A 26,776-nucleotide genomic window follows, 5' to 3' on the forward strand; every position below is an offset into this window, starting at 1 on the left:
CTTCTGACCCTGGAAGCATTTTTAAACAAAAATCCGGGTTGGGTCCTACAGACGCTGTGATTTTCAGGGACGTTTCCGACGGGTTCCGGCGGTTGTCGGGTAGGAAGCGCAGCGGATAGGCTTTGTGGGTCGCTGCACATCAGCGACCGGGCCTGGAAACCCGAGGTATTGAAGGCGTAACAGCTCAACAAATGGGATACTGCGGCGATTTTTTGATTGCAGTTCTCCATTATGGCGGCTGTGCGAGGGAGACCTTCGGGTCTGCCGGGCTCCTTCTGCCTCGGTTTCCAGCCCGCGCATAGCTGCCACCCTTTCGCTTGGAACGAAAGATTGGTAGCTCCATTACGCAGAAGGAGTTACACCATGATCAAAGAAACACCAAACCCGCCCGCCCCGGACGACGTTTCCCCCTACGAATCCATCGATTCAAAAAAACTCCACGAAGCCGCCGACCGTGCGCTCGATCACTACCTGAACCCCTGCGCCCTGAAATCCCCCATGGCCCGCAAGCCGAGCACGATGTTTCTCGTTGCGCCGGATATCAAGGACGAAGACCTGCTCGCCCATACCTGTGAATCGTTGGCCCAGGCCAGTGTGATGGCGGGTGATTTTGCGGGGTATCTGGAAGGTCCGCATCGACACACGGCGATGGCGATTCAGCAGATTGTGATGCTGGCTGAACTGGCGGTGAATCGGATGCTGGATAACGTTGAAGTGCCGAGATCTTCACCACGCAGTTGATCCCCCTGTGGGAGCGGGCTTGCTCACGAAATTGGCGAATCAGTCGACATTGTTGTTGAATGACAAACCGTATTCGCGAGCAGGCTCGCTCCCACATTAGTCCGGTGGGTGGCGGGACTCAAAGCACCTTCAAATCCACCGACACATGCCCCCGCGTCATCCGCGAATACGGGCACATCTCGTGCGCAGCCTCAGCCAGTTCCCGTTTCACCCTCTCTTCCAACCCGGGAAAGTTGACGTTCAACCGGACCGCCAACTGAAAGTCCCCAGCGCCGGTTTTGCCCAGATCCACTTCGGCATCCACAGACGTGTCTTCCGGCAATTTGATCTTCATCTTGCCCGCCGCCACCTGTATCGCGCCGATGAAGCAGGCGGAATACCCCAGCGCAAACAGTTGCTCCGGATTGGTGCCCGGCTTGCCCGAGCCGGGCGAGCTGAATTTGACGTCCAGCTCGCCGTCGCTGGATTTGCCGGTGCCGGTGCGGCCGCCGACTGTGTGGGTTTTTGCGGTGTAGAGAACGGTTTCCAGTGCAGCACTCATGACAGTGACTCCTGATCAGGATTGAACGACGGCGAGCTCATTTCGAGGCCTCGCCCAGGGTGCCGGTGTAGTGCGCCAGGCGTTTTTCGACATCGGCTTTTTTCTGCAGGCCAAGCTCCATCAGTTGGGTGATGCGTTGCTGCGCCGCCGGGCGTTTGACCGAGCCGATGAAACCGTCCCATTCGGCGGCGATGGCTTCGTTGGGTGGCAGGCTGGCGGCGTCGACCAGGCGCTTGATGTCGGCGATCGACTGTTTGTCGAACCGGGCAATGCGCCGGGCCATGGTGTCGACGAATGCATCGAGTTCGGCATCGGGCAGCGCACGGTTGACGTAGCCGTAGCGTTCGGCGAGTTCGCCATTGATGTCGTTGCCGGTGAGCAGCACTTCCAGCGCGCGCCCACGGCCCATCAGCCGTGGCAGGCGCGCCATCGGACCGCCGCCGGGCACCAGGGCGGCGCCGATTTCCCATTGCGAGAGGATGGCTTTTTCGCGGCTGGCGAAGCGCATGTCGCTGGCCAGGGCCAGTTCGCTACCGACGCCGGTGGCGCGACCGCGAATGGACACTATCGAGACCACGGGCGCCTTGCTCAAGCGAACCAGCATATCGGGCAGCGGTGGCAGGCCGGTGGGGCCGTTGGGCAGGCTGGTGGTGTCGGTCAGCGGCGGGACGAAGTCGTAGTGGGTGAGGAAGAAGTCTGGAACGTCACTGTCGAAGACTACGACCACCACTTTCGGATCGGTCTCGATGGCCGTGACGACCTCATTCAGTTGCGGCATGGTCTCGGGGCCGTAGATGTTGTACGGCGGGTTGTGGAAGGTGACGCGCCAATACTCGGGGGTGAGGCGGGTGAGCTTGATCTCCTGTTTTGCTGCGTGGGTGGACGGGGTCTTGTCGGGTGAAGCGGATGCGGTCGATGCTTCACCGGCGAGAGACGGGTCGGTGGCCGCCATGCTGGCGACAATGATCGCGGCATTGAATAGCTGCAGTCTCATGGGAAAACCTCCAGTTGAAAAACATGTGGTCCCCGCGAACAACGTTCTACAGTCTGAAGCAGATAATGGGCATGCCGGAAAGGTCCGGCTGAACAAGCCTAGCAGCGCAACTCCGGCTGACAAGTGACGTCAGTCGGACAAAAAAAAGGCACTGGCGATGATCGCCAGTGCCTTTTTTTGCCTGAACCGTAACGTCAGCGAGACAGCATGAAAGTGTCGTACTCCAGATCTTCCAGCGCCGTCGAAAGCCTGTGCAAACCCAGCAATACACAAATCAGCAACGACAGCGTAAACCCATACCCGAAGAAGCTTGGCCCCAGGTACATGCTGAACAACGTCAGCATCGCGTTCAACACCGCAAACAGCACACACAGCTCCAGCACCACGGTGCGCTTGTCGAGGTAGAAGAACACGTTGAGCAACGCCATGAACACCACCTGGATGCTCACACCAATCAGGTCGATGTAGAACAGCGGCAGGTAATAACTGGAGATACCCAGCCATTCCAGCAGGCGCGGCGCGAACAGGAATAACAGCACCGCCGTCAGCCCCTGCACCTTGCAGATTTCCAGCAGGCCCTGGCGGATCGACAAGGTCATCTCGGTTTTCAGTTGCCCGATGTGTTGCAGGGTTTCACCTTCGCGGATCGCCCGGAACAGACGGTCGTACCACTCGGCAAAGTCGGTCTCGATGCGCACCAGAAACACCGCCATGCCGGGGATGATCGCCAGATACGCGAGGAAGATCGGCAAGTCGTAGAGGATCGAAGCGCGCAGCGGGCCAACGATTTCGTTGGAGGTGCCGGGATTGAACCAGAACAGGAACTTGTCGATCCAGATCCCCAGGTTGTAGAAGAAACCGGTGGCCAGCAGGCTGAGGAACACGTTGCGCCGGTCGAGGAAATCGAAGGCGATCAGTTTCTCGGCGCGGTACTCGCGCAGGATGTCGTAGAGGAAGAGGAACAGCAGCGTGCTGTGCCCGATCAACAGCGCCAGCAGCAAGCCCGGCATCTGCAAAAAGCTCAACAGGTAGGCGCTCGCGACCATCAGCGTGTAACCCACCAGCATCACCAGCAGAATGCGGTTATAGGCCTTCATCCCCGAGAGGAAGATGATCACCAGCCACAAGTTGCACAGCACCACGAAGTTCGCCAACACCAGTACGCGGTAAATCAGCGGTTCATCGAACAACAAGCCCAACACGACGATCCCCAACAACCCGGCGCCGAGGGTGACCAGCAACAACACCCCCAACAGGTTGGGCAGGATCTGATCGTACTTGTGCTCGAACAAACGGTCGGAGACGAAGCGCGTGAAGAACAGCTGCAAGCCGCCCGTCAGGATCAACGAAGTGGCCATCAGGTACGTCACCGTCACCAGGAACTGCCCGACCAGCATGTTCGGCAGCAACAGGCCGATGCTGATGATGCCCACCAGCATGACACTGATGATCGACAACACCCACGGCCCGGAGCTGATCAGCCCGGCGTAGACGTAGGCGTGCAAGGTCGCCGTGTAGGAATCACGCGAAAGGATTTTTCGCAGTTCAAAGCCAATACCGGCCATTTAGCTGTTCTCCATGGCGGCTTGATACAGGTCGCGGTAACGCTGCAGCATCAAGGCTTCGGTGTAATAACGATTGACCCGCAACAAGCCGCTGGCCTGGGCGGCCTGCCAGCGTCGCGGGCTGCGCAACAGTTCAAGGATCGCGGCGCACGTGGCTTGTGGGTCGGCAATCGCCACCACTTTGCCGGCGTGTCCGAGGTCACGGTCTTCGGCACTGCCGCCTTCGATCAACTCGCGGCACGAACCCACGTCGCTGCTGACTACCGGCGTACCGGCGGCCCAGGCTTCGAGGATCACCAGCGGCTGCGCTTCACTGATCGAGGTCAGCACCATCAGGCCGAGTTTGGGCAGGATGTCCTGAATGCGCTGGAAGCCGAGGAAATGCACCTTGCCTTCCAGGCCCAGACTGGCCATCAGGCTGCGGCATTCGCTGACGTATTCCGGGTCTTCCTCTTCCGGGCCGACAATCCAGCCCTCGGCTTGCGGCATCGCGCTGATCACGCCGCGCATCGCACGCAGATAGGTTTTCACGTCCTTGATCGGCACTACACGGCCGATCAAACCGACCACAGGCGCAATGCCGTGAGCGCGGGATTCCAGCGCTGCGGTCCACATCGGCAGGTCGATGCCATTCGGAATGACCTGGGTGCGGGTCGCGAGGGCGCCGTCCTTGATCTGGCGCTGACGGTTGCCGTCGTAGAGCGCGATGATGTTGTCGGCGCTGTTGTAGGTCAGTTGACCAATGCGCTCGAAGAATCGCACCCACAAGGTTCGGATATAACCCGAGCCGGCATCGAGGCTGCGGTTCAGCGCCTGACCGGAACTCTCGGCGATCCAGCTGGCCTGGGCCAGGTCGATCTTGCGTTCCTTGGTGTAGATCCCGTGTTCGCTGAGCAAGTAGGTGCAATTCCAACGCTGCTTGAGGATGCAACCCAGAAAGCCCGCGTACCCGGTGGAAATCGAATGCAGCACCCGCGCCTTCGGCATCCGTTGCGCGGCTTCGGCGAGCATCAGCAACGGCGACTGCATCGCGCGCAAGGTCCAGAAATAATTGACGAAGGACGGATCGGCGCAATGCTGGCGATAGCCTTCGCTCAGCGACTCCCAACTGGCACGGCTGCGCAGCACGTCGTCGAGGGTCATGTGGCCCTGGGCGATGCAGTCGAGCAAGCGTTCGCCCAGGGCCGGGTCTGGCGCATCCGGGTGATGCAGGAAGCGATACAAATCCTGCAATTGCTGCGGGTCAGCCTCGCGCGGCTCTACGTGCGTGTTGGTCGGATGGGTCGCATCTTCGAGGAACACTTCTTCGATGTGCAGCACGTTGGCCGGTATTTCGTAGCGCCGGGTCGGATAGGCCTGACGCTGGCCGCCGATGAACATCACCGAAAAGGTCAGTTCCGGCAGGCCGAGGATCATCTGGTGAATCCAGCTGGAAACGCCGCCACGCACGTAAGGCCAGGTGCCTTCGAGCAGCAGACAGATGTCGGCAACCGGTGCCTGTTCCTTGTGACTCATGTCCAGCTCCTGACCAATGCGGCGAACGGCGGCCGCTGACGGGTTTCCTCGGGAAGACGGGCGAGCAAACCGGGAATTTCGTGGTAACGACCGGCCTCGAACGCCAGCTCGGCGCGAAACGGCAGCACCTGCGCCGCGCCCATGCCGTTCTCTTGAGCCTGACTCAGCAGCACTTCGGCACGCTCGACATCGCCACGCTCCAGCGCGATGCGCCCGGCCAGCAGGAACAGCTCACCACCCTCGCCCGCTTTCAAGCCTTGCTCGGCATGTTCGCTGGCCTGGGTCAGCACGTGATCAAGTACGCTGCCTTGCGCCAGGCCCAGATAAGCCAGCTCCCAATACCAGCGCGCCAGCCGGCCGTGCAGCGCACCCGCCGTTTTGGCGTTGGCGTTGACCAGTTCGCCGAGCGCGATCTGGATGTGCAGGTTGATGTCGCTTTCCTGCTTGTCGAGCATCGAATACGCCAGCAGCCGCACATCGTCACTCGGGTCACCGAGGGCCAGTTTGAGGATCGGCACCGCTTCTTTGCCGGGCATGCGCCGAGTCGCCAAGAGGGCGGCCAGACGCTGATCCGGATCCGGGGCATGGCGCAACACGTCCTGCAAACCGCCATCGGCAAAGATCGGCGAGTGCAGTTGCAATTGCGCGCGGAACGGCAGTTTCGGGATGCCCACCGCTTGCCAGGCTTGCTTGTCGCGTTTGCGCGGCAGGTACAGCGCCGGGAAAATCGCCGCCACCACGCCGACCGCGCCGAGCACCGGCACGAAGAACGCCAGGCTGAAGATAAACAGCGGGCTCCACGGCAGCGGCGAACGGTAGCGCGCCGGCAGCAACAGCCACACGGCCGCGCACAACATCACGCACGCCAGGCCGTGGCTGAGGGTGAACACCAGCAATTGTTGCAACTCGGGCGCGGTGAGCCACAAGCTGGCCCAACTGCCCGCCTCTAACAACAAGGCTCCGCTAAACAGCCACTTGCTGATCATTCAGGCCACACTCGTTGAACAGGAAATTACGCAGCCCGTTGCGTTCACAGCCAGGCTCCAGGTTGAACGGCAACACGCGCACGCCGAGGCTGTCGAGGCTGCTTTCAATGCCAAAGTGCTCGTGCAGCATCAGGTTCATCCGCGCCAGATAACCTTCGGTGCCTTGCGGACTGGTCAACGGCAACAGCACCAGCAACAGCTGATGATCGCGGTTATTACGCAGCGGCAATTGCAGGTCGAGGCCACGCTGGCTGCGCTCGAACAGGCGCGACAGCTCATCGTTGGGGCGGGTCAATTCGAAGGCAAAAAGGCCGGCCGCCAGTTTGTGCTGCTCGACATCCACCAGCGAACGCTTGAGTTGCAGCGTGAACTGCTGCGCATCGGCGTCGGCCAGTTGCAGCACTTGCGGGTCGCGGCGCAGCAGGTCGGCGATGTGCCCGGCGAGCAAAGCCAACAAGCTCAGCGTGCGATCCTGGAAGGCGAAGAACGGCATCTGCCGCACCGCCAGAATCGCCAGCAAACGACCTTCGGCATCGATCAGCGGAATGCAGGCCTGCAATGACGAGAATTGCGCCGAGCTGCCGGCATCAATCAGTTCCTGACGCACGCTGACCAGCTCACCACGTTCCAGGCACAGCTTGACCAGACCGTCTTCGGTGCCCAACGGCCCCATGACGCCGATGGTCGCCAGGGCTTCGGGCAACACGTTCTCTTCGCGTTCATCGACGCGATACAGCCCGGCCACGCGCAGCGCACCGTACTGACCGAGCATGGCCACGATCGGGTCGGCCAGCGCGGCCAGTGCATCGCCTTCGTCCGGCATCACCCGCAGTTTGTCGCGCAAGCCCAGCAACGAACTGCGCAAGCTTTGATCGCTGCCCGCCACGCGCTGCTCCAGCAGGTCGTGGGAGACCCGCAAAATCTGGTGCGCGCGGGTAAATTCGTCGAGTCGATACTGGCGGTAATCGTTGGCCATCTGCAGACGCTGCAAGCGCCGTTCCCACAGATCGCGAACCTCGCCCACCAGCATGCCGCTGACCAGCACGCCGACAATAAACGACGGATCAAGCTGCGCGTAGGCTTCATGCCCGATATAGCGCAGCGCAAACAGCGCCGCCACCAACAGGCCCGCACTGAGCAGGCCACGCACAAAACCATAACGCACACCCAACAGCAGCGGCGCCAGCACCGGCCAAGGGAAACCGGCGTGCATTTGCAACGGGTCTTGCGGGGTCAGCCACAAGCCCAGGCCAATCGCCGCGCCGGTGACCAACAGCGTTTCCAGCCAAGACACCGGGCCGCTGGCACGCGGCGCGAGGCTGTAATCCATGTGAGGAGAATTCATTGCATTCACTCGAACCGAAGGGCGCCAACAAGTGTGTCGAGCACCGTTTGCGCGGTGCCGGCGAGGCTTTCACGGGACCAGCCCGCACGCGCGCCGCTCTTGCTCCAGAGCACACGACCGCTGCTGGCCTCGAGCACGCGCAGGCTGATGCCCACTGCCGGTTCGCCGTCCAGACCGTTCTTGTACTGCCACTCTTCAACGCTGCCAGCGACCACGTAATCAAGCTTCTGATCACGTGCCCAATCGAGGGCGCCGGCCAAACGTTCGTTGTCGTCCATCAGTGCTTGTTCGCCCTGAGTACTGACCGGGTAAACCCGTGGTTGCAGACCGTGACTGCTGAGCACGCTGAGCAGGATCTGCTCGGCGCGTTCGCCGGCTTGCGGGGTTTGCGAGTAGTTGATCATCGGCACGGTGCCCCACTTCGCAGTACGCGCAAAGTTCGGGCTGGTGTCGCCGGTGAAGCTGGCGCAACCGGCGACGAACAGGACTGCCAGAGCCAGGCTCAGATTACGAATTGCTTGCATCAGTTTTTCTCCCGTAAACATTTCATGATCAGCGTCCGAATCGCACGCCGTAGCTCACACCCAGTGTTCCGCCCGCCTGACCGTCCCCGCCTTGTGGCGCGGATTGGTAGCCAACGGTGAGGGCCAATTCGTCACCGCCCAGCACTTCGACGCCGATCCCGGTGTTGATGCCGTAGTTGAAGGTTTGATCCAGCCATTGCCAGCCCGCCGTTACATCCACCAGCCAGGTGTATTGCGGGCGAGTGCGCACCAGGGCGCCCGGCAAGCCGCGACGCCATGAGCTACCGACATACAGTTGGCCGTAACGGCTTTGCAGCAGATCGTTGGCCGTCACGATCGCGGGATCGTCCGAGTCATCAACGCTTTTCACCGGACCGTCGTTCGCGCTGGACAGGTACTCCAGCGTGCGGTCCTTGACGTTGTTGTGCTGATAATCGACACCGCTGCGCACGGTCCAGTTAGGTCCGGCGAATTCCAGCGTGTGGTTGTATTCCATCTTCAGCGCCTGGCCGTTGCCCAAGGAATCGCCCGCACGAGTCGAGAACGATTTCTGCGCCACTTCCCAGCTGATCTGATCCCGCGCCGAGAACCCGTGACGACCGCCGACCCACACACTGTCGTGCTGGCCGAAAGCGCGCATCAGGCCGCTGTCTTCGCTTTTGCGATGCCAGTCCAGACCGGTCTCGATCTGGTCACTGGCGCTCAACTGCCAGGTCCGGGACAGGCCCAGGCCAGTGCGGTCGTCGTCCTTGCGCTGGCTGGTGTCGGCGAACAGTTTGTAGCCGCCGTCTTCCACCGAACGTTGCAGGGTCAGCGCAGCGTTGCGCTCATCGCCCATGCGCGATTCGATCAGCTGATCGCTGTTGTAGGTGCCATTCTCCAACTCAAGATTGGCGTACCACTGAGCGCCAAGGTTGTGCGCGATTTGCAGGCGCGGGGTGTTGAATTCCAGGCCACCGAAATCCTGTTGATGCCAGGACAGCTGCACGCCCTGCGGCGTCAATTCCTGCAACTCGGCAGCCTGACGGCGCAACTGCTCGCGCACGGCAGCCGGTTGATCGTCACCCAGCGCGGACTGGCTCAGGTCTAGAGCTTCGTCGAAGCGGCCGAGACGACTCAAGGCCTGGGCGCGTTGCGCCGGGTTGAGGTCGCTACTGGCCAACAGCGTTTCGACTTGCGCCTTGTTGCGGCTGCGCAAGGCTTGCTGGATTTCTTCGTAACGCTGAACCTTCAAGCCTTGGCTGCGCGCCCACTCCAGCCACTGGTCTTTCTGCGATTCCTGGTTCGTCGCATCGAGACGCGCCAGCAACCGCTCGAACCACAATTGCAGCATGGCCGGCGAGCCGTCTTTCCACTTCGCCACGTCCTGCTGTGCCTTGGCCGGCGAATAACTGCTGGCCATCAAGCGCAACCAGATCGCATAACGCTGGGACGATGGCTGAATGTTTTCGCCTTCGGGGCTGCGCAGCAGCTTCAGGCGCAACCGTTGGGCCGCGTCCTGATAACCGGCGCTTTCCAGGGCGTCGGCGTAGGCCGCACGCACCAGCCAATCCTGCGGACTGGTCTTGAGGTACATCCGATACCAGGCCAACGCTTCGGTATCGCGACCGAGCATCTGGCTGGCACTGGCGAACGGCAGCCAGAGGATTCGGTCCTGACGCGCCTGGGGTTTCCATTCCGTCAGCAAAGGCTTGAGCGCGGCGGTGTTGCCTTGATCAACGTACAGCCACATCAGGCGCTCGCGGAACAGGTTGTCATCCGGGAAACGCGACAGGCCCAACAGGTACAAACGCTGCGCCTCGTCGATATTTCCCTGCTGCACCGCCAAGGCACCGCGAATCGCCAGCACTTGTGCTTGCTCGTTGGCTTCCGGGTATTGCTCGGCGTCTTTGAGCAGCGCGACCACTTGCGGCCAGTCCTGCAATTCCTGGGCTTGCTGCAAGGATTCAACCAGACGCTGCGGATCCCGGGTGCGCTTCCAGCTGCCGACCATCATGGTCAGCGCCCGCTTCGGATCGCTGGTGCGGTACATCGTGATCAGCTGACTCTCGTCGCCACTGTTCAGCGAACCCTTGAGCGCGAGGAGTTTCTCCAGGGAAAACTGCAGCTCGTCATCGAGCTCCAGATCCCACGCCAGCGCAGCACGCAAGCGCCAGTAACCCTCATCGGTGATCTTGCGGTTATCAACCTGCAATACCTCCCACGCCGCCTGATTATCAAACAGCTTAAGGTCGGTATTGGCCCAGTCGATGCGCTCGGTCGTCGTCAGCGCGAAGCGTTTCGAGTAGCGCTGATAGACCTCGGTTTTCTGTGCGAACTGCCCGGTGTTTTCCAGGTTCTGCAGCAGGCGTGTCCAGGCCAGGCGATGCGCCGGGTACTTGCGCAAGTAGGCGTGCAACCAGGCTTCGGCCTGGGCCGGTGTGCCGCGGGATTCGTGAGCGTAGATCAACGCGTCGAGTTCGACGTCGGTCAGCGCACGTTGCTCCATGATCTCGGCGAGCAAGGGAATCGCATGGTCAAAGTCGAACTGCTGACTCGCCAGACGCCAGGCGTGTTCACGGGTTTGCGGGTCTTCGTGCAGTTTCAGCAGACGAATCCAGTAGCCGAGGGCGGCCTGACTGTCGCCACGCCATTCGCCCAGATGCCCCATTTGCTCGAGCAATGCCAAGTCATCCGGGTGCTCAGCCACCAGCTGCTGACCACTGTCCCACGCACCGGCCAAATCGCCGAGGGCCAGGCGCATGCTGAATTCCTTGCGCAGGATTTGTGGGTTGTCCGGCTGCAACACGCGCCACTGATCCAGAAAGCGCTGCGCCAGATCAAAGCGTTTGCTGCCAACGGCAACGTCGACGCCTTGCTCCAGCCACGGCGAATCGGTTTGCGGGTCCTTGAGCTGATCCAGTTCATCGGCCAGTACGCGCGCGGCCTGTTCACCGCGACCGGCGGCCAACAGACTGTTGAACGCCAGTTGCGCGTATTCGCGACGCTCGGACGCTTGTTGGCTGTCCTGTTTGAGCAGCAGATAAATGTCGGCGGCGCGACCAGGTTGCTCACCGGCCAGGTACCACTGCGCGGCGGACTTGAGCGAAGCGATGCGCTGGGCCGGGTCGCGATCGGCGATTTCTTCGTAGACGCTGGCAGCGAAAGCTGGCGCCTGTAAGGTCAACGCCAGCTTGGCCAGGTTGTGCAATTGCGGCAGCGGCAACAGGCGGTGATCGAAGCTTTGCAGGCGTTCGATCAAGGCTTTCTGCGCGATCGGATCATCGGCTTTCGCCGCTTCCAATGCATCGAGTTCCAGCCGGTAATAGGCCTGCAACTCAACGACCGGTTTCGGCCAGTTCTCAAGGTGCAGGCGCGCTTTCGGGTAGTCGCCGAGACGGATCAGCAGATCGACCAGCTGCAAGCGCAGGTGATCGTCATCCGGGTGCGCGGCCAGCAGCAATTCGGCGTAGTTGGCCGAGACTGCATCGGGCTCACGGCCGTCCGGCTGGAACACTTCTTCGCGCTGGAACGTCAGCCACAACAGGCCGCCCACGGCCACCGCCACCACCGCCAATGCCCAGGGATTGAGCAGGCGCCGGCTTTTAGTTGCTGAGGCGTTAGATGCAGTAGAGCTGACCATGACTCACCTGCTTCATTGGTAATTGAAAAGTCCACAGACCGGCGGATGCCTTGCCTGCAAAAGTTTGCCCGTCCACTTCCACCCGGCAACTGCTCGCCGAGCGCACGGAGAAGCTCAGGTCCACTTGACCGGCAAACGAAAAGCTCACGTGTTTTTCATCCACATATTTCCAGTCCACCAACGGCAGGTTGGCCTCCTCCAGCGCCGGCCGTTCATCCCGGTCGGGACGCAACACCAGTAACCCCTGGTCGCTGCTCAACGCCACATACCGGCCTTGCGGCAAGTCACGAACACCGGCAACGCCTTGCGAACGCAGCAGGTCCGGCCAGCCCATTTGCGGGTCGAGTCGAAGGGTGCGCAGCGCGTCCATGCCGCGAACCTGCCAGTCACCCTCGGCGGTGCGCGCCAGACTGGCCTGATACAAACCGTGCACACGATCGAGGTAGTCGCTCATCCACAGCGACATCGGTTGCTGGTCCTTCATGTAGCCGTAGATCTCGTTCATCGCCTTGATCGAGGCCTGCTTGGTGCTCGAATAGAAGTGGTAATACAGGTGCAGGCCGCGCAAGCGCCGTGGGCTGTCGGTGAGTTCGAAGGTGTCGATCACATCGCGGAAACCGTAATACGGCCCCTTCCACAGGTTGGTGTAGAGGTTCTCGTTGATGATCGGCGCGTAGTACTGCAGGCCGCCTTCGGTGGGACGCAGCAAAGGATTGAGGCCGGTCAGCGACGGGTTCGCCTTGGTCAGCATGGTCTCGGCGCCGTTGACGTTTTTCAGGCCCGCGTCGTAGGCCAGCTTCAAGGTCGCTGCCGAGGGCAAGGCATCGCCCGGCCAGAAGACCAGCTTCACCGGTTTTTCCGGGGTGGTGAGCTGCTGGTTGATGTAGTCGCGCGAGCCAAAAATCTCGCGGCGGAAATCGATTTTGTCGTAGCCCGGAATGGCCATCTTCAAGCCGTATTCCGGGTTGAAGTTCTCACGTTTCTGCGCCACTTCCGGCTGCATGAAAAACGGATGGCTGAAGGTGTGGGTGGCGACTTCGACTTTCGGGTTGGCAAACAACTCACGGGCAATGGGTTCCAGTTCGCGCGCCAGGAACGGGAACATGCCGCGCGGTGAAATCTCGCCTTCGACGATCGACACCGAAGTCAGGAACGGGTTGGGCCGGATGAAATCGTCGAGCACCTGCTTGCCGGCATACGGCGTGCCGCGCACTTCAGCGCGCGACGGAAAACCATCGCCGTCGATGTGCACGGTGGCGATGCGGCGGCCGTTTTCGGTGGTGGTGTCGGGGCGTGGCTGAACCGGCAGGCGCAAGCTGGCCTGGAGGAAAGCGAACGGATCGAGAATCCAGCGGCTGCGCTCGTTATTCGTTTCGAGAATGTACGGCGCAAGGGCAACACCGCCCCACTCGGCCGTCGCCACCGGGGCAAATGTCTGGCCGTCGGCAGCGGTCAGCAGCAACGCGGCTTTCGGGCCTTTGGGCAGCAGGGAGATTGCGGTCAGGTCACGGGACCGGGGCTGCACCGGGGCTTCGAAAGCGCCGATCAGCGCCTTGTCCTGATAGCTGATGGTCAAGGCCTGAGTACCGATCGGCGCCGAGCGGTTCAGGCCCAGGCGCTTGAGCAGCAGCGGGTCTTGAATCGGCAGGCCGGAAAAGAACACCACCGGCACCTGTTCGTCCAGACGTTTGCCGATCCAGCTATTGAAAGCCGATGCGTCCTGCGGCGGGCCGCTGGTCATCCAGGTCACGATCCCGGCGTACAAACCGCTGAAACGGTGCTCCGGCAGCGAGCCGTCGACCGGCAGGTAATCGACCCGGTAGCCGAGGTATTCGAGCAAACCGCCGAGCAAGGTGTGCCCGGCGTTGCGCACCAGATCGCCTTCGCGCGGGTCGTAAAGCAGCGCGATTCGGCGCGGCTGGATTTCGATGCTGCTGATGCCCATCGAGTCCAGCTCAGGCGTGCCGATATAGGGAATGAAGCCCTCATCGCGCAGACGCTTGGCCAGTTTGCGCGCTTCATCGCGGCGCTCCGGCGGCAGATAGTCAATCGCTACCAGCGGAATACCTTTGGCACGCAACGGCTGGATCTGGGTTTCCAGCCATTCGCGGTCGGCTTCCGGTACCGGGCGATAACGCTTGGCGGAAGCATCCCAACCGGCATGAATCGATTCGATCGCAACGGCGGCGGCCACGCCATCGAGGTCGGGCAGCACTTCGAAGCCACGGTTGAAAAACAGCTTCAGGTTCGGTTGGCGCTGGTGCAATTCCCGCAGGAAACCGGCGAGTGCCACACGCTGAGTTTCTCGTGCCGACTCCGGCAGCAACTGGAAGCTGTCGAGGGTATCGAGGAACAACCCGGCGTAGCCTTCAGCCTGCAACGCCTTGGCTCGGCCGAACAAATGTTCACGCCAGGCAGGTGCCGCGAGGTCCATGACCTGGCTGTCCCACGCGCCATTGCGCACCGGGCTGACCGCTCCCGTGAGGGATGCCTTTTCGAGCTCGGCCTTCCCACCATGGAACTCGCCCACCGACAGGTAGGCGAACGGCTGGCTGCCCAACTTGCGCAGGGTTTTGACGTCGCCCGCGGTCAGATGCCCCGGCTCGACCACTGACCAGTCGAACTGAGCCAACTCGGAAATGGGTGGTTGATCGGCGTACCAGAAAACCACGCTGGCGGGTTGCGGCAATGCTGCGGCCTGAACAGCGGGCCCACTCACGAACAACGCTAAAGCGGCGAGCAGCCGTTTAGCGGCCGCGCGGACACGCGTCCTGCGAAAAACGATTTCCATAACTCACTCTTGAATGGACTGAACCGATACTGCTTGGATGTCGGACAGTGGAACCGGCCGGGTTACAGGCTGCGAATAAGCTGCGACAGCCCCTTGCCGATGGCGGTCGGTTCCGGGAGCTTGAAACGCTCCAGCAGGCGACTGTTGTTGGCGCGCGAATGGCGAATGTCGCCTTGACGTGGCGCGTGATGAATCACCTTCAACGGGCTGCCGGTGACGGTGCCCAATTCGGCGATCAGATCGTTGAGGCTGGTGGAACGACTCAGGCCAACGTTCACCGCGCCGGGGCTCGGTTCACTGACTTCCAGGGACTGCACGAGAATGCTCACCAGGTCCTGGACATAGACGAAGTCGCGGGTCTGCGAACCGTCGCCGAAAATCGCCACCGACTGCTCGGCCAAGGCCAGCTTGGTAAAGATGCTGATCACGCCAGAGTACGGCGATGACGGATCCTGGCGTGGACCAAAGATGTTGAAGAACCGAAAGATCATCGGCTCCAGACCATGTTCGCGGCGATAGAAATCGAGGTATTGCTCGCTGGCCAGTTTGTCGCTGGCATACGGCGTGAGCGGGGATTTTGGCGTGTCTTCGTGAATCGCCGTGCCTTCGCCGTTGTTGCCGTAGATAGCAGCGCTGGACGCGAATACCACGCGCTTGATCCCGGCCTTCACCATGCTTTCGCACACGTTGAGGGTGCCGACGAAGTTGCTTTGATGGGTGCTGACCGGATCATCCACCGATGCTTGCACCGAGGCCACTGCGGCCAGGTGAACGACAGCACCGCAATCGCGCATGGCTTGTGCCACTACGGCGCCGTCCGCGACATCACCGATGACCAGGTTCAGATTGGCATTGTCCATCGGCAGATTGCTGACTTTTCCAGTCGACAAATTATCCAGCACGCGAACCTTGTAGCCCTTGCCCAGCAAGGCTTCTACGAGGTGCGACCCAATAAAACCGGCACCGCCAGTCACCAGTATTCGCTCAACAAACATGAAATCTCTCCCTGAACATTAGAGCGGATACGAGTGGTTGAAGTCCGCCAACTTTGTGGCGCAAGGCCATCAAAACGCGGCCGATAATGGGAGATCAGATTGGCACTGTCAATACTTTGTCTAATTTATCGCCGAGCGGTAATTCGCCCCTAAAATCGTCATTTATTTGACGGCAGTTATCAGTTACTGGCCGTCATACAATTGCCACTTCTGACCCGCAAACTCCGTCTGCGCCGGAACTCACGCCAGGCTTCAAGCCCTCCTCATCATCGACGCTTCAGCTCAGCTTCGCGAATCAGACCGGCGCGCTGGCGTGAAGCCTTGGGAGCATCATTTCAAGCACACGATATGATCAGATGAGCTGTAATCAATTTGGGTCGGGCTATTGAGCGCTGTCGCGCTTGCAGGAAATCAAACATGAACATCTGGCTTGCCGCCGCGCTTGCGGCCATTGTTTCCCTGTCTGCACAAGCGGCCACTAAAGTTACGCCACGAGTCGAACGAGTCACTTTCGAAAAAGGCGCCGACGCTGTCGAGTTCAACCAGTCCATCCAGGGCCCGCTCACCGCGCAATACCGAGTGAGTGCAAAGGCGGGTCAAATACTGACCGTCGACCTCAAGCCTTCCAATACATCTGCCTACTTCAACATCACCGCCAAAGGCGCGGACTACGCGCTGTTTAACGGCTCGATCATGGGCAATCATTTCATGGGGCCATTACCCGCCGATGGTGAGTACACGGTTCAGGTGTACCTCATGCGCAACGCCGCACGGCGCAATGAGGTGGCGAACTACAACCTTTCATTGAACCTCAGCCCCGCTGATGCCTCGGACAGCACTCGACCGTTTGACCAGACGCTTGAATTACAGGGCATCCGGTTTCATGTGACGACGGAGGGGATCGATGACCACCGTGTGCTGCGTATTTCACCTCAAGGGCTGGAAACCGATAATTCAGACTTCACACGGCCATTGACGGGAAACGTCGTCCGGGCCGAGGTGGCGGACCTTGATCGGGATGGCTCGCCAGAGCTTTACGTCTTTGCCCGATCACCGGGACGCGGATTGCCGGGTGAACTCGTCGCCTACTCGGCGAATCGCAAAAAATCGCTCAGCGAGATTTATCTTCCGCCGGTCAGTGAGGACGTCGAGGCAGCCGAGGGCTATCAGGGCGAGGATGAGTTTGCGGTGGTGGAAAATGTGCTGGTGCGGCGCTTTCCGGTTTATGAGAGTGCGGACGCCGGGGCCGGGAGGACGGGGAAGATGCGCGAGGTTCGGTATCGGTTGATGGCTGGGGAGGCTGGGTGGGTTTTGCGGGGGGATGGGGTTACGGAGTATTGAGAAAAAATAGGCTCGGGTAGATCACCGAAAACAGATCCGTCCTTTTCTCTTTTCTCTGGGCGAAAAAAAACCCAGGACTGCAGGGCAGATCTAACAATTGACTGCACGCGGTACTGAGCTGATGGGCAAACTTTGACTCGTCACCTTCCTTACCGTCAACCGCCAGATTGCGTAGGAATTACCTCTATCAGCCGTAGGTTGGCTATGAGAGGAGAATTTCGGAGCGTTAGCTTCAGTAAAATCTGATCAATGACTTTTATTGTAAGAACGTAGTCCTCGTCCTAGGAAACTTCCCGCAACTCGTATCGGCTTTCATGAACTGGCGGAAGCGGTTCTGCATCGATAGCCTTCAGGTGTCGCTGCAAATCGGCGATCGGCTTTGACAGGCTGAAGAACCGCAAGCTTTCACTCCTCCGGATAAAACGGCATCCTTTCACGTGTGCAGTTCCGTTCTGGTGGCTGTGCGTGGGGCATCTTCGGGTGCACTGGATGCTTGCGTTTCCGGTCTGTCAACCCGCGTACAGCCGCCACCCAATCCTGTTTGACAGCAGGGGACTGGCAGCTCCCACCAACGCAAGGAGCTCCATCATGAAAAAGATCACCCCAAATCCGCCCGAATCTGCCGCACTTTCAGAAGCAGACGCACCCGATTTAAGCCAACTCTCCGAAACCACAGAACGCATCATCAGCGCACGCCTGCGCAACCCGAACCACCCCGATCCCATCAGTCACGTCTTTACCCTCCTCCCCGCCGTCGACACGCCAACCCTGCTCGCTCACGCCTGCGAAACCCTCGCCTCACTCAACGTCATGACCACCGACCTGGCCTGCGACCTCGAAGGCTCGCGCCGTAACGTGGCACTGGCGATTCAGCAGTTGGCGGTGCTGGGCGAACTGTTGGTAAACCGAGCGCTGGACAACCTCGACCCGCCCGATGGCGTGTCCGAAATTCCGTCCGCCCGCCACCACTGAGTGGTCGCGCTCTTTTACCAAATGGAGGTTTTGTCATGGATCGATACATGCCTGTCACCGGCATCGACTGCACCATCGCGTCACTGCTGATCGACACCGAAGCACCGCTGGACGTATTGCACGAAACTGCGGCTTACCGAATTCGCACGGCAACTCAATTGCTGGAGAGTTTTGCTGTGAACGAGGGGGTTCACAGTGAACTGGCGCGGGTGTTGGTGACTTCGCTGCGCGATGGCTGCGATTTGATGGATGTCGTTGGGCGAAGATTGCAGGCGCAGGTTTCGTCGATGTAACAAAAAAGGCACCTGACGAGAATCGCAGGTGCCTTTTTTGGGCTTTGACTCAACAGAAGGTTTCATAAACTGTAACTTTCTGTCGACTCAATTGACTCCCGGCCCCTCGATCCGTCGCAAGAGCGAATTGCAGGACAAGTTCTTCGGAAATTTCCTGCAAGCCATATCGGCTCTGAGCTGATTGTGATGATCACGCTTTAAATCTACGCTGAACAAACAAAACGGCTGTTCGTCCCCGACTGGTTGCTTGAGTTCATCCTTACGACCAGAATCCCCTCGCCGAATCACCTGATGACAAGGAGGCCAACATGCAAAACATCAAACTGCCTAGCCGCCTTGTCGGTATTGGCTTATACACACCGGCGGAAGCCTCCCTTTACACGGGGATTCCAGCTGCCGATATCCGCCGTTGGCTTTTCGGATATACCGCGCATGGTGTTCAGCATTCGGGGCTTTGGAGCTCGGAACTGGCCGACCTGGAAGAGTGCGTACTAGGCTTTCATGACCTCCTGGAAATTCGTTTCGTCCATGCCTTCCGCCAGCACGGTGTAAGCCTGCAAGCCATCCGCAATGCCTCGCAGCAAGCAAAAGAGATGTTCAATCAAGCCTATCCATTTACCTGCAAACGTTTTCAAACCGATGGTCGGCGTATTTTCGCCACGGTCATGAGCGAAACAGGGGATGAATCCCTTCTCGACCTGATCAAACGACAGTACGCGTTTGAGCAGGTCATCAAACCTTCGTTGTATGAAGGCATTGATTACACGGGATCAGAAGCCGCTCAGCGCTGGTATCCGGTAAAACGCAGTAAAGCGATCGTTCTGGATCCCTCCCGGAACTTTGGGAAACCAGTTCTTGCAAACACGGGAATCGATACGGCGGCAATTTTTAGCGCCTACAAGACAGAAGGGGAAAACACCAAACGTGTGGCACTTCTCTATGAGATTCCTGCTGCAGCAGTTGAAGCGGCGGTCAATTTTGAGCAAAGGAATGCTGCTTGAATTTCTTACTGGACAACAATCTTCCCCCCGCCCTTGCCCGCGCATTAAATGAGCTGACCAAAGCAGACGGGCATTCGGTATTGCCACTGAAGGATAAATTTCCGCAGAACACCACGGACGTTGATTGGATTTCAGTACTGAGCGACGAAGGCGGCTGGGCCGTTATCTCTCAAGATAAATTTACAAAAGGCGATATTGAAAAACGAGCGTTTCGCGAATGTGGCCTACCCGTGTTTTGCTTGGCTAAACACTGGGGAAACGAATCCTATTGGAACAAGGCCCATAATTTGGTGCGTTGGTGGCCCGCCATTACAACTCAAGCAAACTTGATCAGAGGCGGCGCAGCATTCCGCGTCCCGTGGAAATTTCCTTCACACGGGAAATTTGATCAGATAAAAATTTAGAGCCCGACTAATAATCGGGCTTTTTATTTCATCGAATATTTCGCGCTCTGTATGGCCTTCTACACTCAATCCGCACACCGCCTACAGCGAGCCCCCATGACCACCCTCAAAGACCGCTTGAAGCAAGGCAAGGACGCCCGCAAGAATTGCCCCCGCAATTCCCATGCGTCCACGGGAAAAACCAACCGCGACCCGCTCCCACTGATCAAAGCCTCAAGCGAAGGCCGAATCAAGTCCCTGATCGAACTCCGCTACGGCCGCATGCTCGTCTCCCCCTTCAGCTTTTATCGCGGCACCGCGCTTTTGCAGGCTCACGACCTGTCTTCCACGCCGAACATGGGACTGACCTCACCGATCTGCGGCGATTGCCACCTGATGAATTTCGGCGGGTTTGCCACGCCCGAACGCAATCTGTTGTTCGGCGTCCACGACTTCGACGAGGTCCATCCCGGCCCTTGGGAGTGGGACGTTAAACGGCTGGTGGCGAGTATCGTAGTGGCCGCCCGCGATCTGCGTCATGGCGAAACGATCGAAGAGACGGTCTGCCGCGGAGTGGTCAGCGCTTATCAGGAAACCATGCTCGAGTGCGCCGAACAAAGCTCGCTGGAAACCTGGTACGAGTCCATCCGTTACGACGACTTGCGCAAGCAGGCGAACAAAAAAACGCTGGAGCATATCGAGCGTGCCATCGAAAAGGCCGAGGGCCGATCCCACGCCGAGCTACTGCCGAAAATCAGCGAACGTGACGCCGATGGTCGACTGATCATTCGCGATGACCTGCCGGAAATTTTCCACTTGCACAAAAACACCACATTGCTGGATGCCGATGATGACTGGCTACGCCACTCGGATTGGCGGCCAATCTACGACGCCTTCATGCGTGAGTATCCCGGCACGCTGCAGGCTGACCGACGGGCGTTGTATTCACGTTTTCACGCCCAGGACATGGCGTTCAAAGTGGTGGGTGTCGGCAGTGTTGGCACCCGTTGTCTGGTGGTCTTGCTGACCGACGATCAGGAATTCCCGCTGTTCCTGCAATTCAAGGAAGCACGGCGCTCGGTACTGGCCGATTACGTGAAGACAAAATCAACAGTGCGGCATAACGGTCAGCGGGTGGTTGAGGGTCAACGATTGATGCAATCGGCCAGTGACCTGTTTCTCGGTTGGACCACCGGCCCCAGCGGTCGACACTTCTACGTGCGGCAATTGCGCGACATGAAAATCTCGGCCGAACTCGAGACGTTCGATGCGGACACCTTCGCCGCGTATGGTCGCGTCTGTGGTCGCGCCCTCGCTCGCGCGCATGCCAAATCGTCCGGGCAGGCCGCGCAGATCAGCGGTTACATCGGCAAGAGCGATGCGCTGGCCGACGCGCTGTTCAAGTATGCGAAAAGTTATGCAACGCAGAATGAGCAAGACTTTGAGCGATTCCAGCAGGCCTGCCGCAAGGGCCGGTTACAGGCTCGCTCCGAGGCAGACTTTGCGGCAGATCATTTGCCCTGAGCGGGTAACGCGGTCCATCCACACATGAACTTTTCTTCACCCCACCACCTACCCCCAACCGGTACAGTGCTCCCGCTCATTCAAGAAACTACGGTTTGCCCGCCCTCCCGCGGGCTTTTTTTTGCCTTTTGATCGACCAGCGGCGGTCGGTGTCACCCCGTGTCTCCTCTGGAACTGTCGCCAATCACGCCCAACCACCTTATTGGGTGTACCCTCGATGTCTGCCACCGGCGTGCCAGGACTGGACGTGGTGCTGGGCGGAGGTTTGCCGGAGTTTTCGTCACCGCACTGACGAGCATCGGTGTCAGTGTGTTGCTGACCTCGGAACTGGAAGACCGCTGCACCGACCTGCGTTTCAGCCCTTACGGCACGGCGTTTCTCACCGATGCAATCATTGTCCAGCGCTACATCGAAGTGCAGAGCCGCTTGTTGCGCATCATGGCGGTGGTCAAGGTTCAAGTCAGCGCCCATTCCGATGAATTGCGCCTGTACAGCATCGATGATAACGGCCTGCAGAGTTTTTCCGTTGGTCGCGTAATGCTTGCGCGACGATCCCCCCGAACCGGAGCGCCCTATGCCGTTGTTGTCCCTGCCCTGCAAACGCTTGACGCTGGCGGTGCTCGCCCCCGAACAGGCGGCGCTGGAAAGCGATTTCTACCGGCGCAACCAAAGGCACCTTGCCCGGTGGTCGCCGATTCGCCCCTCCGACTACCACAGCGCTGAAAACATTCGTCCGCGCCTTGAGGTGCAAGCCAGTGCGTTCGAGGCCGGCCTGGCGGTGCATTTCGCGCTGCTGGACCCGGGCAACGGCCAGATGATCGGCGCCTGCAATTTCAGCGGTATCACTCGCGGAGCGTTTCAGGCGTGTTATCTCGGTTACCACATCGACGAATCCCGTCAGGGCCAGGGCTTGATGCAGGAAGCACTGGAAGCAGGCATCGGCTACATGTTCGATGAGCAGAAACTGCACCGGATCATGGCCAATTACATCCCCGGCAACGAACGCAGCGCGCGGCTGCTGGAGCGTCTGGGATTTGAACGTGAAGGCTACGCCAAGGCCTACCTGAGTATCGCCGGGCGCTGGCAGGATCACGTGTTGACCGCGTTGATCAATGATCGCTTTGAAACCCCGGAACAGCGCTGGTCCAGGCGCCTCTCGTAATATTTCGCGGTCGTTCACAATTCATTAAGCATTCGCACCGTATGCTCGGGCTTCCCGGTCCACCTGCTCGGTAGCCAGAAGCCTATGTCGCGTCCCGCCACTTCACTGTTCCTGCTGGCTGCCCTGCTGTTTTTCTTTGCCTTGGGCAATCATCAACTGCAAGGGTCCACCGAGGCCCGGGTGGCCGGAATCGCCATGCAGATGCACCTGGACAACGACTGGGTAACGCCCCGTTTGTTCGGCGAACCGTTTCTGGAAAAACCACCTTTGAGCTTGTGGCTCGATGCCGGCGCCATCCGTGCATTTGGCGGCACGCCGTGGGCGGTGCGACTGGCCTCGGCGTTCGCCGGGCTGTTCAGCGTGATGCTGTTGTACGCGATGCTGCGGCGGTTCGGCCGGCCCAAGGCGATTGCCTGGACGGCGGGAATCTTTCTGGCAACCATGGCCAGTTATTGGAGCAACGTGCGCGGCGTCGGTGAAGACGCGTTACTCGCCCTCGGCGTGACCCTGGCGTTGCTGGCGTTCTTTCAGGGGCAACGTCAATCGACGCCCGGCAACGCGCTGCTGTTCGCCTCGGGAATCGCTATCGCCACACTGAGCAAAGGCGTCCTCGGCCTGGCGATGCCGGGCGTGGTGATTTTCGCCTATCTGCTGGCCGAGACCTTGATGGACAGGCGCCTGAAAATCCACGACTGGTTGCGTCCCGGTTTACTGACACTGGCTGGATTGATCCCGCTGATGATTTGGCTCGCCGTGCTGTACCAGCGTGGTGGCGCGCAGGCCGTGGGGGAAGTGCTGCTGACCAACAGTGTCGGGCGCTTCAGTGGATCCTTCGTCGAGGCCGGGCATTACGAACCGTACTACTACTACCTGGCCAAGCTGCCCCAGGCGTTTCTGCCGTGGAATATCCTGGTGTACCTGGGGCTGTGGCATTTTCGCAAAATCCTGATGGCCAATCGTTATTTGCTGTTTTTCACCCTGTGGATCGTGGCGCAGTTTGTGATGCTGACATTGGCGTCGAGCAAGCGCACGGTGTATCTCATGTCGATGACGCCTGCGGCGGCGGTGATTGCGGCGGAGTATGCGAGCGTTCTGTTCGAGCGGCTGAAGATGCGCGAAGGGGCCTCGAACCTTTTGGGGCACATCGCACGGCATCGACGCGGCGCAGCCATTGGCGTGATCGCGTTGGTGATCGGCAGCTACCTGGCCGCCGCTCAATGGGCGCTGCCCCATGCGGACCGCAAACTGTCCTTCCTGCCGTTGACTGCACAGATCCAGACGATGCAGGCCAACGGGCAACACATCGCCCTGTTCCAGGCCAACGAACGGGTGGGCGGTGCCAGCGTGTTCTACACCCGACAAGTGCTCAAGGGCCTGGACACCGAGGCGCAACTGCATGAGTTTCTTGCGGCCTCACCCAGCAACGTGGCGGTCATGTCTGGTGAAATCGAACCGGCCGCGCCGTTGAAAGTGCTCAAGAGCATGAAGGTGGGGCGTCAGGCTTACTACTTTGTGAACCAATAAGCGGCTCGGCGGTTGGCGCTTCAGCCTTTTGCAGCACCGGCATCTCCAGCCGCGCTCGTCCGTAAAATGGCAACGCCGTCAGCAAACAGGCCAGCCACACGAAGATCCCGGCCCAAAAGGTGTGGGACATGTAGTGCCAGCCTTGCAGGACACGTGTCGTGCCATAGACAAAACCGAGCAGCAACGCTCCGTACATCAGCGCCTTGGAGTAGCGCCAGCGGTAGCGGCGAGCCACGAAATACAGCGCGAGCATGGTAAAACCGCCGGAAGCATGGCCACCCGGCCAGCAACGGCCATCACCGGCCTCCCTGAACAGCTGGAAGTTGTTGTACCACTCCACGTGGGGCAATTTCCCACCGTAGAGGGTTGTTTCGATCGGGCAGTACACGCTGGTGTGCGCCTTGAGGAAATGGATCACGCCGGTGCAGATGGCAAATGCGAAGACGACGAACAGAAAATCCCGACGATGTTCGTTGGCAAATCGCAACACCGGTGCAGCCTTGCTCCGTTCCAGAAAACCACCAAGGCGAGGATGCTTTGAAGTGTTGATCAGCGGCCAGACAAACGACAGCATCGCACCGATCAAGGCAATCTCGGCGGTCCAGTTCGGAATGATGCGCGCCCACTTGTGGGTGAGCTTTTCGAAGAAGTGAACCTTGTCGAGCGGGAAGATCTGAGCGACCGGATCAAACAGAAGATTACTGAAGGCGATGTCGATCCGGGTCATGTCGAACATCAGGAAAACCAAGGCCGCGCAGGCCAACGGGATACCGAAGTTCGCCCAGTAAAAGCGGTTGCGGGAAGAAGTCAGCATCGTCTGTCCTGATACAGAGGAAAAATTCATTCGGTGGTCACCGAACGCCAGTCAGAGGCTTCAATGAAGCCGAGCATTTTCGGTGTCAGAGGTTTTCTGGCGGAAATAAACAATGAAGCGCCATAACCGAGCGTGGAGGTCGACACCTTGAGGTCTTTTTCAAGTTGCGCCATGCATTCGCTGTGGGTCACCAGGATCAAATTGCGACCCGCCACTTTGTGCGCCAGGGCATCGCGCAGCATCGTGCCCTTGCAGCTCACCAGCCAGTCCTCGCCCACACCGACCTTGTTGAACATGTAGCCGGCCGTCTGTGACGTGCGCATCATCGGACTGTTGTAGATATCGGTCTTGTCCAACCCCAACTGTTCGAACCGCGCACCGACACTGACCGCGACGCTGCGCGAGCGATCGGTAATGCCATCGTTGCCACTCAGGCACGCGGCTTTCGAGTGATCGCAGCGCTCGACATGGCGGACCAGCACGATGACGTCGCCTTTGGCCCATTCGGTGGCCAACGTTCGTGCGCCCGCCACATTGCCATGGGCCAGGTCAGGCACAGCGGCCGGCTGCAACAGCCATACGATCAATGGAATGACCAGCAGCGCCGAGGCCAGCACCACTACGGTGTTTCGATGGCGGGTCAAACAGCTCAGGTTAATTGAGCGTTTTATCCCGAACAGACTCAGTCTCAATTCCACATCAAGCCGCCTCGCCGGCATGCACCATTGTTATTCGAAGCCGCGAGGGTAGAGAGGCGCGCGTCGGCAGCCGGTGAAACCCATGTGAAAAAAAGCTTAAGCCGCTCACAAAAACCTTGTTACAGAATCAGTCCGACAAAAACCTTTCAGCTCTCGCGATTGCTGCCGATACAGGCCTGCTACACACCCTTGCTGGCACCTAAAAAAACAACAATCTTCCAGCCAACTGACGATCGAAAGCGCAACGTTCCTGGAGGAATTTGATGAATAGCTGGTTCGGCAACATTAGCGTGAACATGAAACTGGGCCTGGGGTTCGGCCTGGTCCTGGCACTGACCTGCGTACTGGCCCTGACCGGGTGGACGAGCCTGGGCGGCTTGATTGACCGCAGCAACTGGATGAGCGACATCACCCAGCTCAACTCCGGCTTGACCAAGCTTCGTGTGGTTCGCCTGCAATACATGCTGACCAACGGCGACGAAACCGCCGCTCAGAACGTACAGACCACCCTTGACGCCTTTTCCGCTCAGCAACAATCGCTGTTGTCGAAGTTCAAGAGCCCGGAAAACCTCAAGCTGCTCAAAGAGCAAGGCACTTACATCGACGCCTACAAGACGTCGCTGAACAAGATGCGCAGCGCCTACCGCACCGGCAACAGCGCTCGCGACACCATGGCCGCCAATGCTGAAACAGCCAGCACACTAATCGACGCCATCAGCACCCGCGTGCAGCAAATGCCCCTGAGTGACCAGCGTTTCGAACAATTCCAGGCCGTCACCACCGCCAAGGAAGCGTTCATCCTGGCCCGCTACGAAGTGCGCGGCTACACCGCCACCACCAATGCCGAGACCGAGCAAAAAGCCGTCGCCCAACTGGATTCAGCAATTGCCAGCCTGAAGCCGCTGAACGTGCATTTCGCCGAGACCCAGCAAGATGCCCTGCGTCAGCTGGAAACCGCACTGGGCAATTACCGCAGCGCGTTGATCGCCTATAAAGCCGCCAACAGCGATGCCGTGCAGGCGCGCAAGGAAATGACCGACCAGGGCGCCGCCATCGTGACCCTGAGCGAGCAGCTGTATCAGATCCAGCTCGACCGTCGCGACGCCGAAAGCGCCCAGGCGCGCACACTGCAGTTGATCAGCACATTGCTGGCATTGCTGGTGGGCATCATTGCAGCCGTGATCATCACCCGTCAGATCACCGGCCCGCTACGCGACACCCTGGCCGTGGTCGAACGCATCGCCAGCGGCGACCTGTCCCAGGACGTCAAAGTGACGCGCCGCGATGAACTCGGCGTGTTGCAGCAAGGCATCGCACGCATGGGCGTGACCCTGCGTGACTTGATCAGCGGCATCCGCGACGGTGTCACCCAGATCGCCAGCGCTGCCGAGGAACTGTCCGCCGTCACCGAGCAAACCAGTGCCGGCGTCAACAGCCAGAAGATC

General features: G+C 59.7%; 21 protein-coding genes and 2 pseudogenes. 11 read left to right on the top strand and 12 right to left on the bottom strand.

The features are described 5' to 3' along the window. The first annotated feature begins 363 nt into the window (after nucleotides 1-363). Nucleotides 364-741, top strand: coding sequence for a DUF6124 family protein (locus AB4N91_RS23000; RefSeq protein WP_010463649.1), 378 nt, complete (start codon nucleotides 364-366; stop codon nucleotides 739-741). Nucleotides 742-859: 118 nt separating this feature from the next. Here the strand turns inward: AB4N91_RS23000 and AB4N91_RS23005 are convergent, their stop codons facing one another. From AB4N91_RS23005 to AB4N91_RS23050, 10 genes are all read right to left on the bottom strand, one after another. Then, nucleotides 860-1,282: an organic hydroperoxide resistance protein gene (locus tag AB4N91_RS23005; protein ID WP_010463651.1), complete on the bottom strand. Its 423-nt coding sequence runs from the start codon at nucleotides 1,280-1,282 to the stop codon at nucleotides 860-862. 37 nt (nucleotides 1,283-1,319) lie between these two features. Beyond that, nucleotides 1,320-2,276, bottom strand: a complete 957-nt coding sequence (locus AB4N91_RS23010; protein ID WP_172792225.1) for an enoyl-CoA hydratase/isomerase family protein — start codon at nucleotides 2,274-2,276, stop codon at nucleotides 1,320-1,322. Between the two features lie 194 nt (nucleotides 2,277-2,470). Continuing rightward, the gene (gene pelG / locus AB4N91_RS23015; RefSeq protein WP_010463655.1) at nucleotides 2,471-3,841 is read right to left on the bottom strand and encodes an exopolysaccharide Pel transporter PelG; all 1,371 of its coding nucleotides are present in this window, start codon (nucleotides 3,839-3,841) and stop codon (nucleotides 2,471-2,473) included. After that, nucleotides 3,842-5,356 (bottom strand): GT4 family glycosyltransferase PelF, encoded by a 1,515-nt coding sequence (gene pelF / locus AB4N91_RS23020; RefSeq protein ID WP_010463656.1) that lies wholly within the window; start codon nucleotides 5,354-5,356, stop codon nucleotides 3,842-3,844. Next, nucleotides 5,353-6,342, bottom strand: a complete 990-nt coding sequence (locus AB4N91_RS23025) for a tetratricopeptide repeat protein (protein ID WP_010463659.1) — start codon at nucleotides 6,340-6,342, stop codon at nucleotides 5,353-5,355. Before AB4N91_RS23025 ends, pelF begins: the two co-directional genes overlap by 4 nt. Beyond that, nucleotides 6,320-7,687 (bottom strand): PelD GGDEF domain-containing protein, encoded by a 1,368-nt coding sequence (locus AB4N91_RS23030; RefSeq protein ID WP_042932393.1) that lies wholly within the window; start codon nucleotides 7,685-7,687, stop codon nucleotides 6,320-6,322. Before AB4N91_RS23030 ends, AB4N91_RS23025 begins: the two co-directional genes overlap by 23 nt. A gap of 5 nt (nucleotides 7,688-7,692) precedes the next feature. Then, entirely contained in the window at nucleotides 7,693-8,211 is a 519-nt protein-coding gene (locus AB4N91_RS23035; RefSeq protein ID WP_010463662.1) for a hypothetical protein, read from the bottom strand. A gap of 28 nt (nucleotides 8,212-8,239) precedes the next feature. Then, on the bottom strand, nucleotides 8,240-11,833 hold the full coding sequence (locus tag AB4N91_RS23040) for a tetratricopeptide repeat protein (RefSeq protein ID WP_460111803.1): 3,594 nt from the start codon (nucleotides 11,831-11,833) through the stop codon (nucleotides 8,240-8,242). After that, on the bottom strand, nucleotides 11,811-14,624 hold the full coding sequence (locus AB4N91_RS23045) for an endo alpha-1,4 polygalactosaminidase (RefSeq protein WP_460111804.1): 2,814 nt from the start codon (nucleotides 14,622-14,624) through the stop codon (nucleotides 11,811-11,813). The genes AB4N91_RS23040 and AB4N91_RS23045 overlap by 23 nt, the downstream gene beginning before the upstream one ends. A gap of 62 nt (nucleotides 14,625-14,686) precedes the next feature. Next, on the bottom strand, nucleotides 14,687-15,619 hold the full coding sequence (locus tag AB4N91_RS23050) for an NAD-dependent epimerase/dehydratase family protein (RefSeq protein WP_010463668.1): 933 nt from the start codon (nucleotides 15,617-15,619) through the stop codon (nucleotides 14,687-14,689). Nucleotides 15,620-16,036: 417 nt separating this feature from the next. On the opposite strand from AB4N91_RS23050, the gene AB4N91_RS23055 reads away from it, so the two are divergent. From AB4N91_RS23055 to AB4N91_RS23095, 9 genes and pseudogenes are all read left to right on the top strand, one after another. Next, on the top strand, nucleotides 16,037-16,960 hold the full coding sequence (locus AB4N91_RS23055) for a hypothetical protein (RefSeq protein WP_154911910.1): 924 nt from the start codon (nucleotides 16,037-16,039) through the stop codon (nucleotides 16,958-16,960). 588 nt (nucleotides 16,961-17,548) lie between these two features. Further along, on the top strand, nucleotides 17,549-17,932 hold the full coding sequence (locus AB4N91_RS23060) for a DUF6124 family protein (RefSeq protein WP_154503007.1): 384 nt from the start codon (nucleotides 17,549-17,551) through the stop codon (nucleotides 17,930-17,932). A 35-nt stretch (nucleotides 17,933-17,967) separates the two neighbouring features. Next, on the top strand, nucleotides 17,968-18,225 hold the full coding sequence (locus tag AB4N91_RS23065) for a hypothetical protein (protein WP_077747354.1): 258 nt from the start codon (nucleotides 17,968-17,970) through the stop codon (nucleotides 18,223-18,225). A gap of 308 nt (nucleotides 18,226-18,533) precedes the next feature. Then, complete coding sequence (locus AB4N91_RS23070) at nucleotides 18,534-19,226, top strand: DUF433 domain-containing protein (RefSeq protein WP_154503004.1); 693 nt, start codon at nucleotides 18,534-18,536, stop codon at nucleotides 19,224-19,226. Beyond that, complete coding sequence (locus tag AB4N91_RS23075; RefSeq protein ID WP_077747352.1) at nucleotides 19,223-19,630, top strand: PIN-like domain-containing protein; 408 nt, start codon at nucleotides 19,223-19,225, stop codon at nucleotides 19,628-19,630. Before AB4N91_RS23070 ends, AB4N91_RS23075 begins: the two co-directional genes overlap by 4 nt. A 96-nt stretch (nucleotides 19,631-19,726) precedes the next feature. Further along, on the top strand, nucleotides 19,727-21,133 hold the full coding sequence (locus AB4N91_RS23080) for a DUF2252 domain-containing protein (protein ID WP_154913998.1): 1,407 nt from the start codon (nucleotides 19,727-19,729) through the stop codon (nucleotides 21,131-21,133). A gap of 276 nt (nucleotides 21,134-21,409) precedes the next feature. After that, nucleotides 21,410-21,856, top strand: a pseudogene (locus AB4N91_RS23085) (RAD55 family ATPase); the annotation flags it as partial. Continuing rightward, on the top strand, nucleotides 21,750-22,295 hold the full coding sequence (locus AB4N91_RS23090; protein ID WP_460112679.1) for a GNAT family N-acetyltransferase: 546 nt from the start codon (nucleotides 21,750-21,752) through the stop codon (nucleotides 22,293-22,295). The pseudogene AB4N91_RS23085 and the gene AB4N91_RS23090, both read left to right, overlap by 107 nt. 84 nt (nucleotides 22,296-22,379) lie before the next feature. Next, nucleotides 22,380-23,819: an ArnT family glycosyltransferase gene (locus AB4N91_RS23095; protein WP_460111805.1), complete on the top strand. Its 1,440-nt coding sequence runs from the start codon at nucleotides 22,380-22,382 to the stop codon at nucleotides 23,817-23,819. Here AB4N91_RS23095 and AB4N91_RS23100 read toward each other — a convergent pair. Together AB4N91_RS23100 and pmrG are read right to left on the bottom strand one after the other, a co-directional pair. Continuing rightward, nucleotides 23,770-24,633 (bottom strand): phosphatase PAP2 family protein, encoded by an 864-nt coding sequence (locus tag AB4N91_RS23100; RefSeq protein WP_154914004.1) that lies wholly within the window; start codon nucleotides 24,631-24,633, stop codon nucleotides 23,770-23,772. The genes AB4N91_RS23095 and AB4N91_RS23100 overlap by 50 nt on opposite strands. A gap of 26 nt (nucleotides 24,634-24,659) precedes the next feature. Next, on the bottom strand, nucleotides 24,660-25,331 hold the full coding sequence (gene pmrG, locus AB4N91_RS23105) for a lipopolysaccharide core heptose(II)-phosphate phosphatase PmrG (RefSeq protein WP_042932398.1): 672 nt from the start codon (nucleotides 25,329-25,331) through the stop codon (nucleotides 24,660-24,662). A gap of 398 nt (nucleotides 25,332-25,729) precedes the next feature. Here pmrG and AB4N91_RS23110 point away from each other — a divergent pair. Next, nucleotides 25,730-26,608, top strand: a pseudogene (locus tag AB4N91_RS23110) (methyl-accepting chemotaxis protein); the annotation flags it as partial. Nucleotides 26,609-26,776: the final 168 nt, after the last annotated feature.

This window comes from Pseudomonas sp. H3_D04 (genome assembly GCF_054669175.1).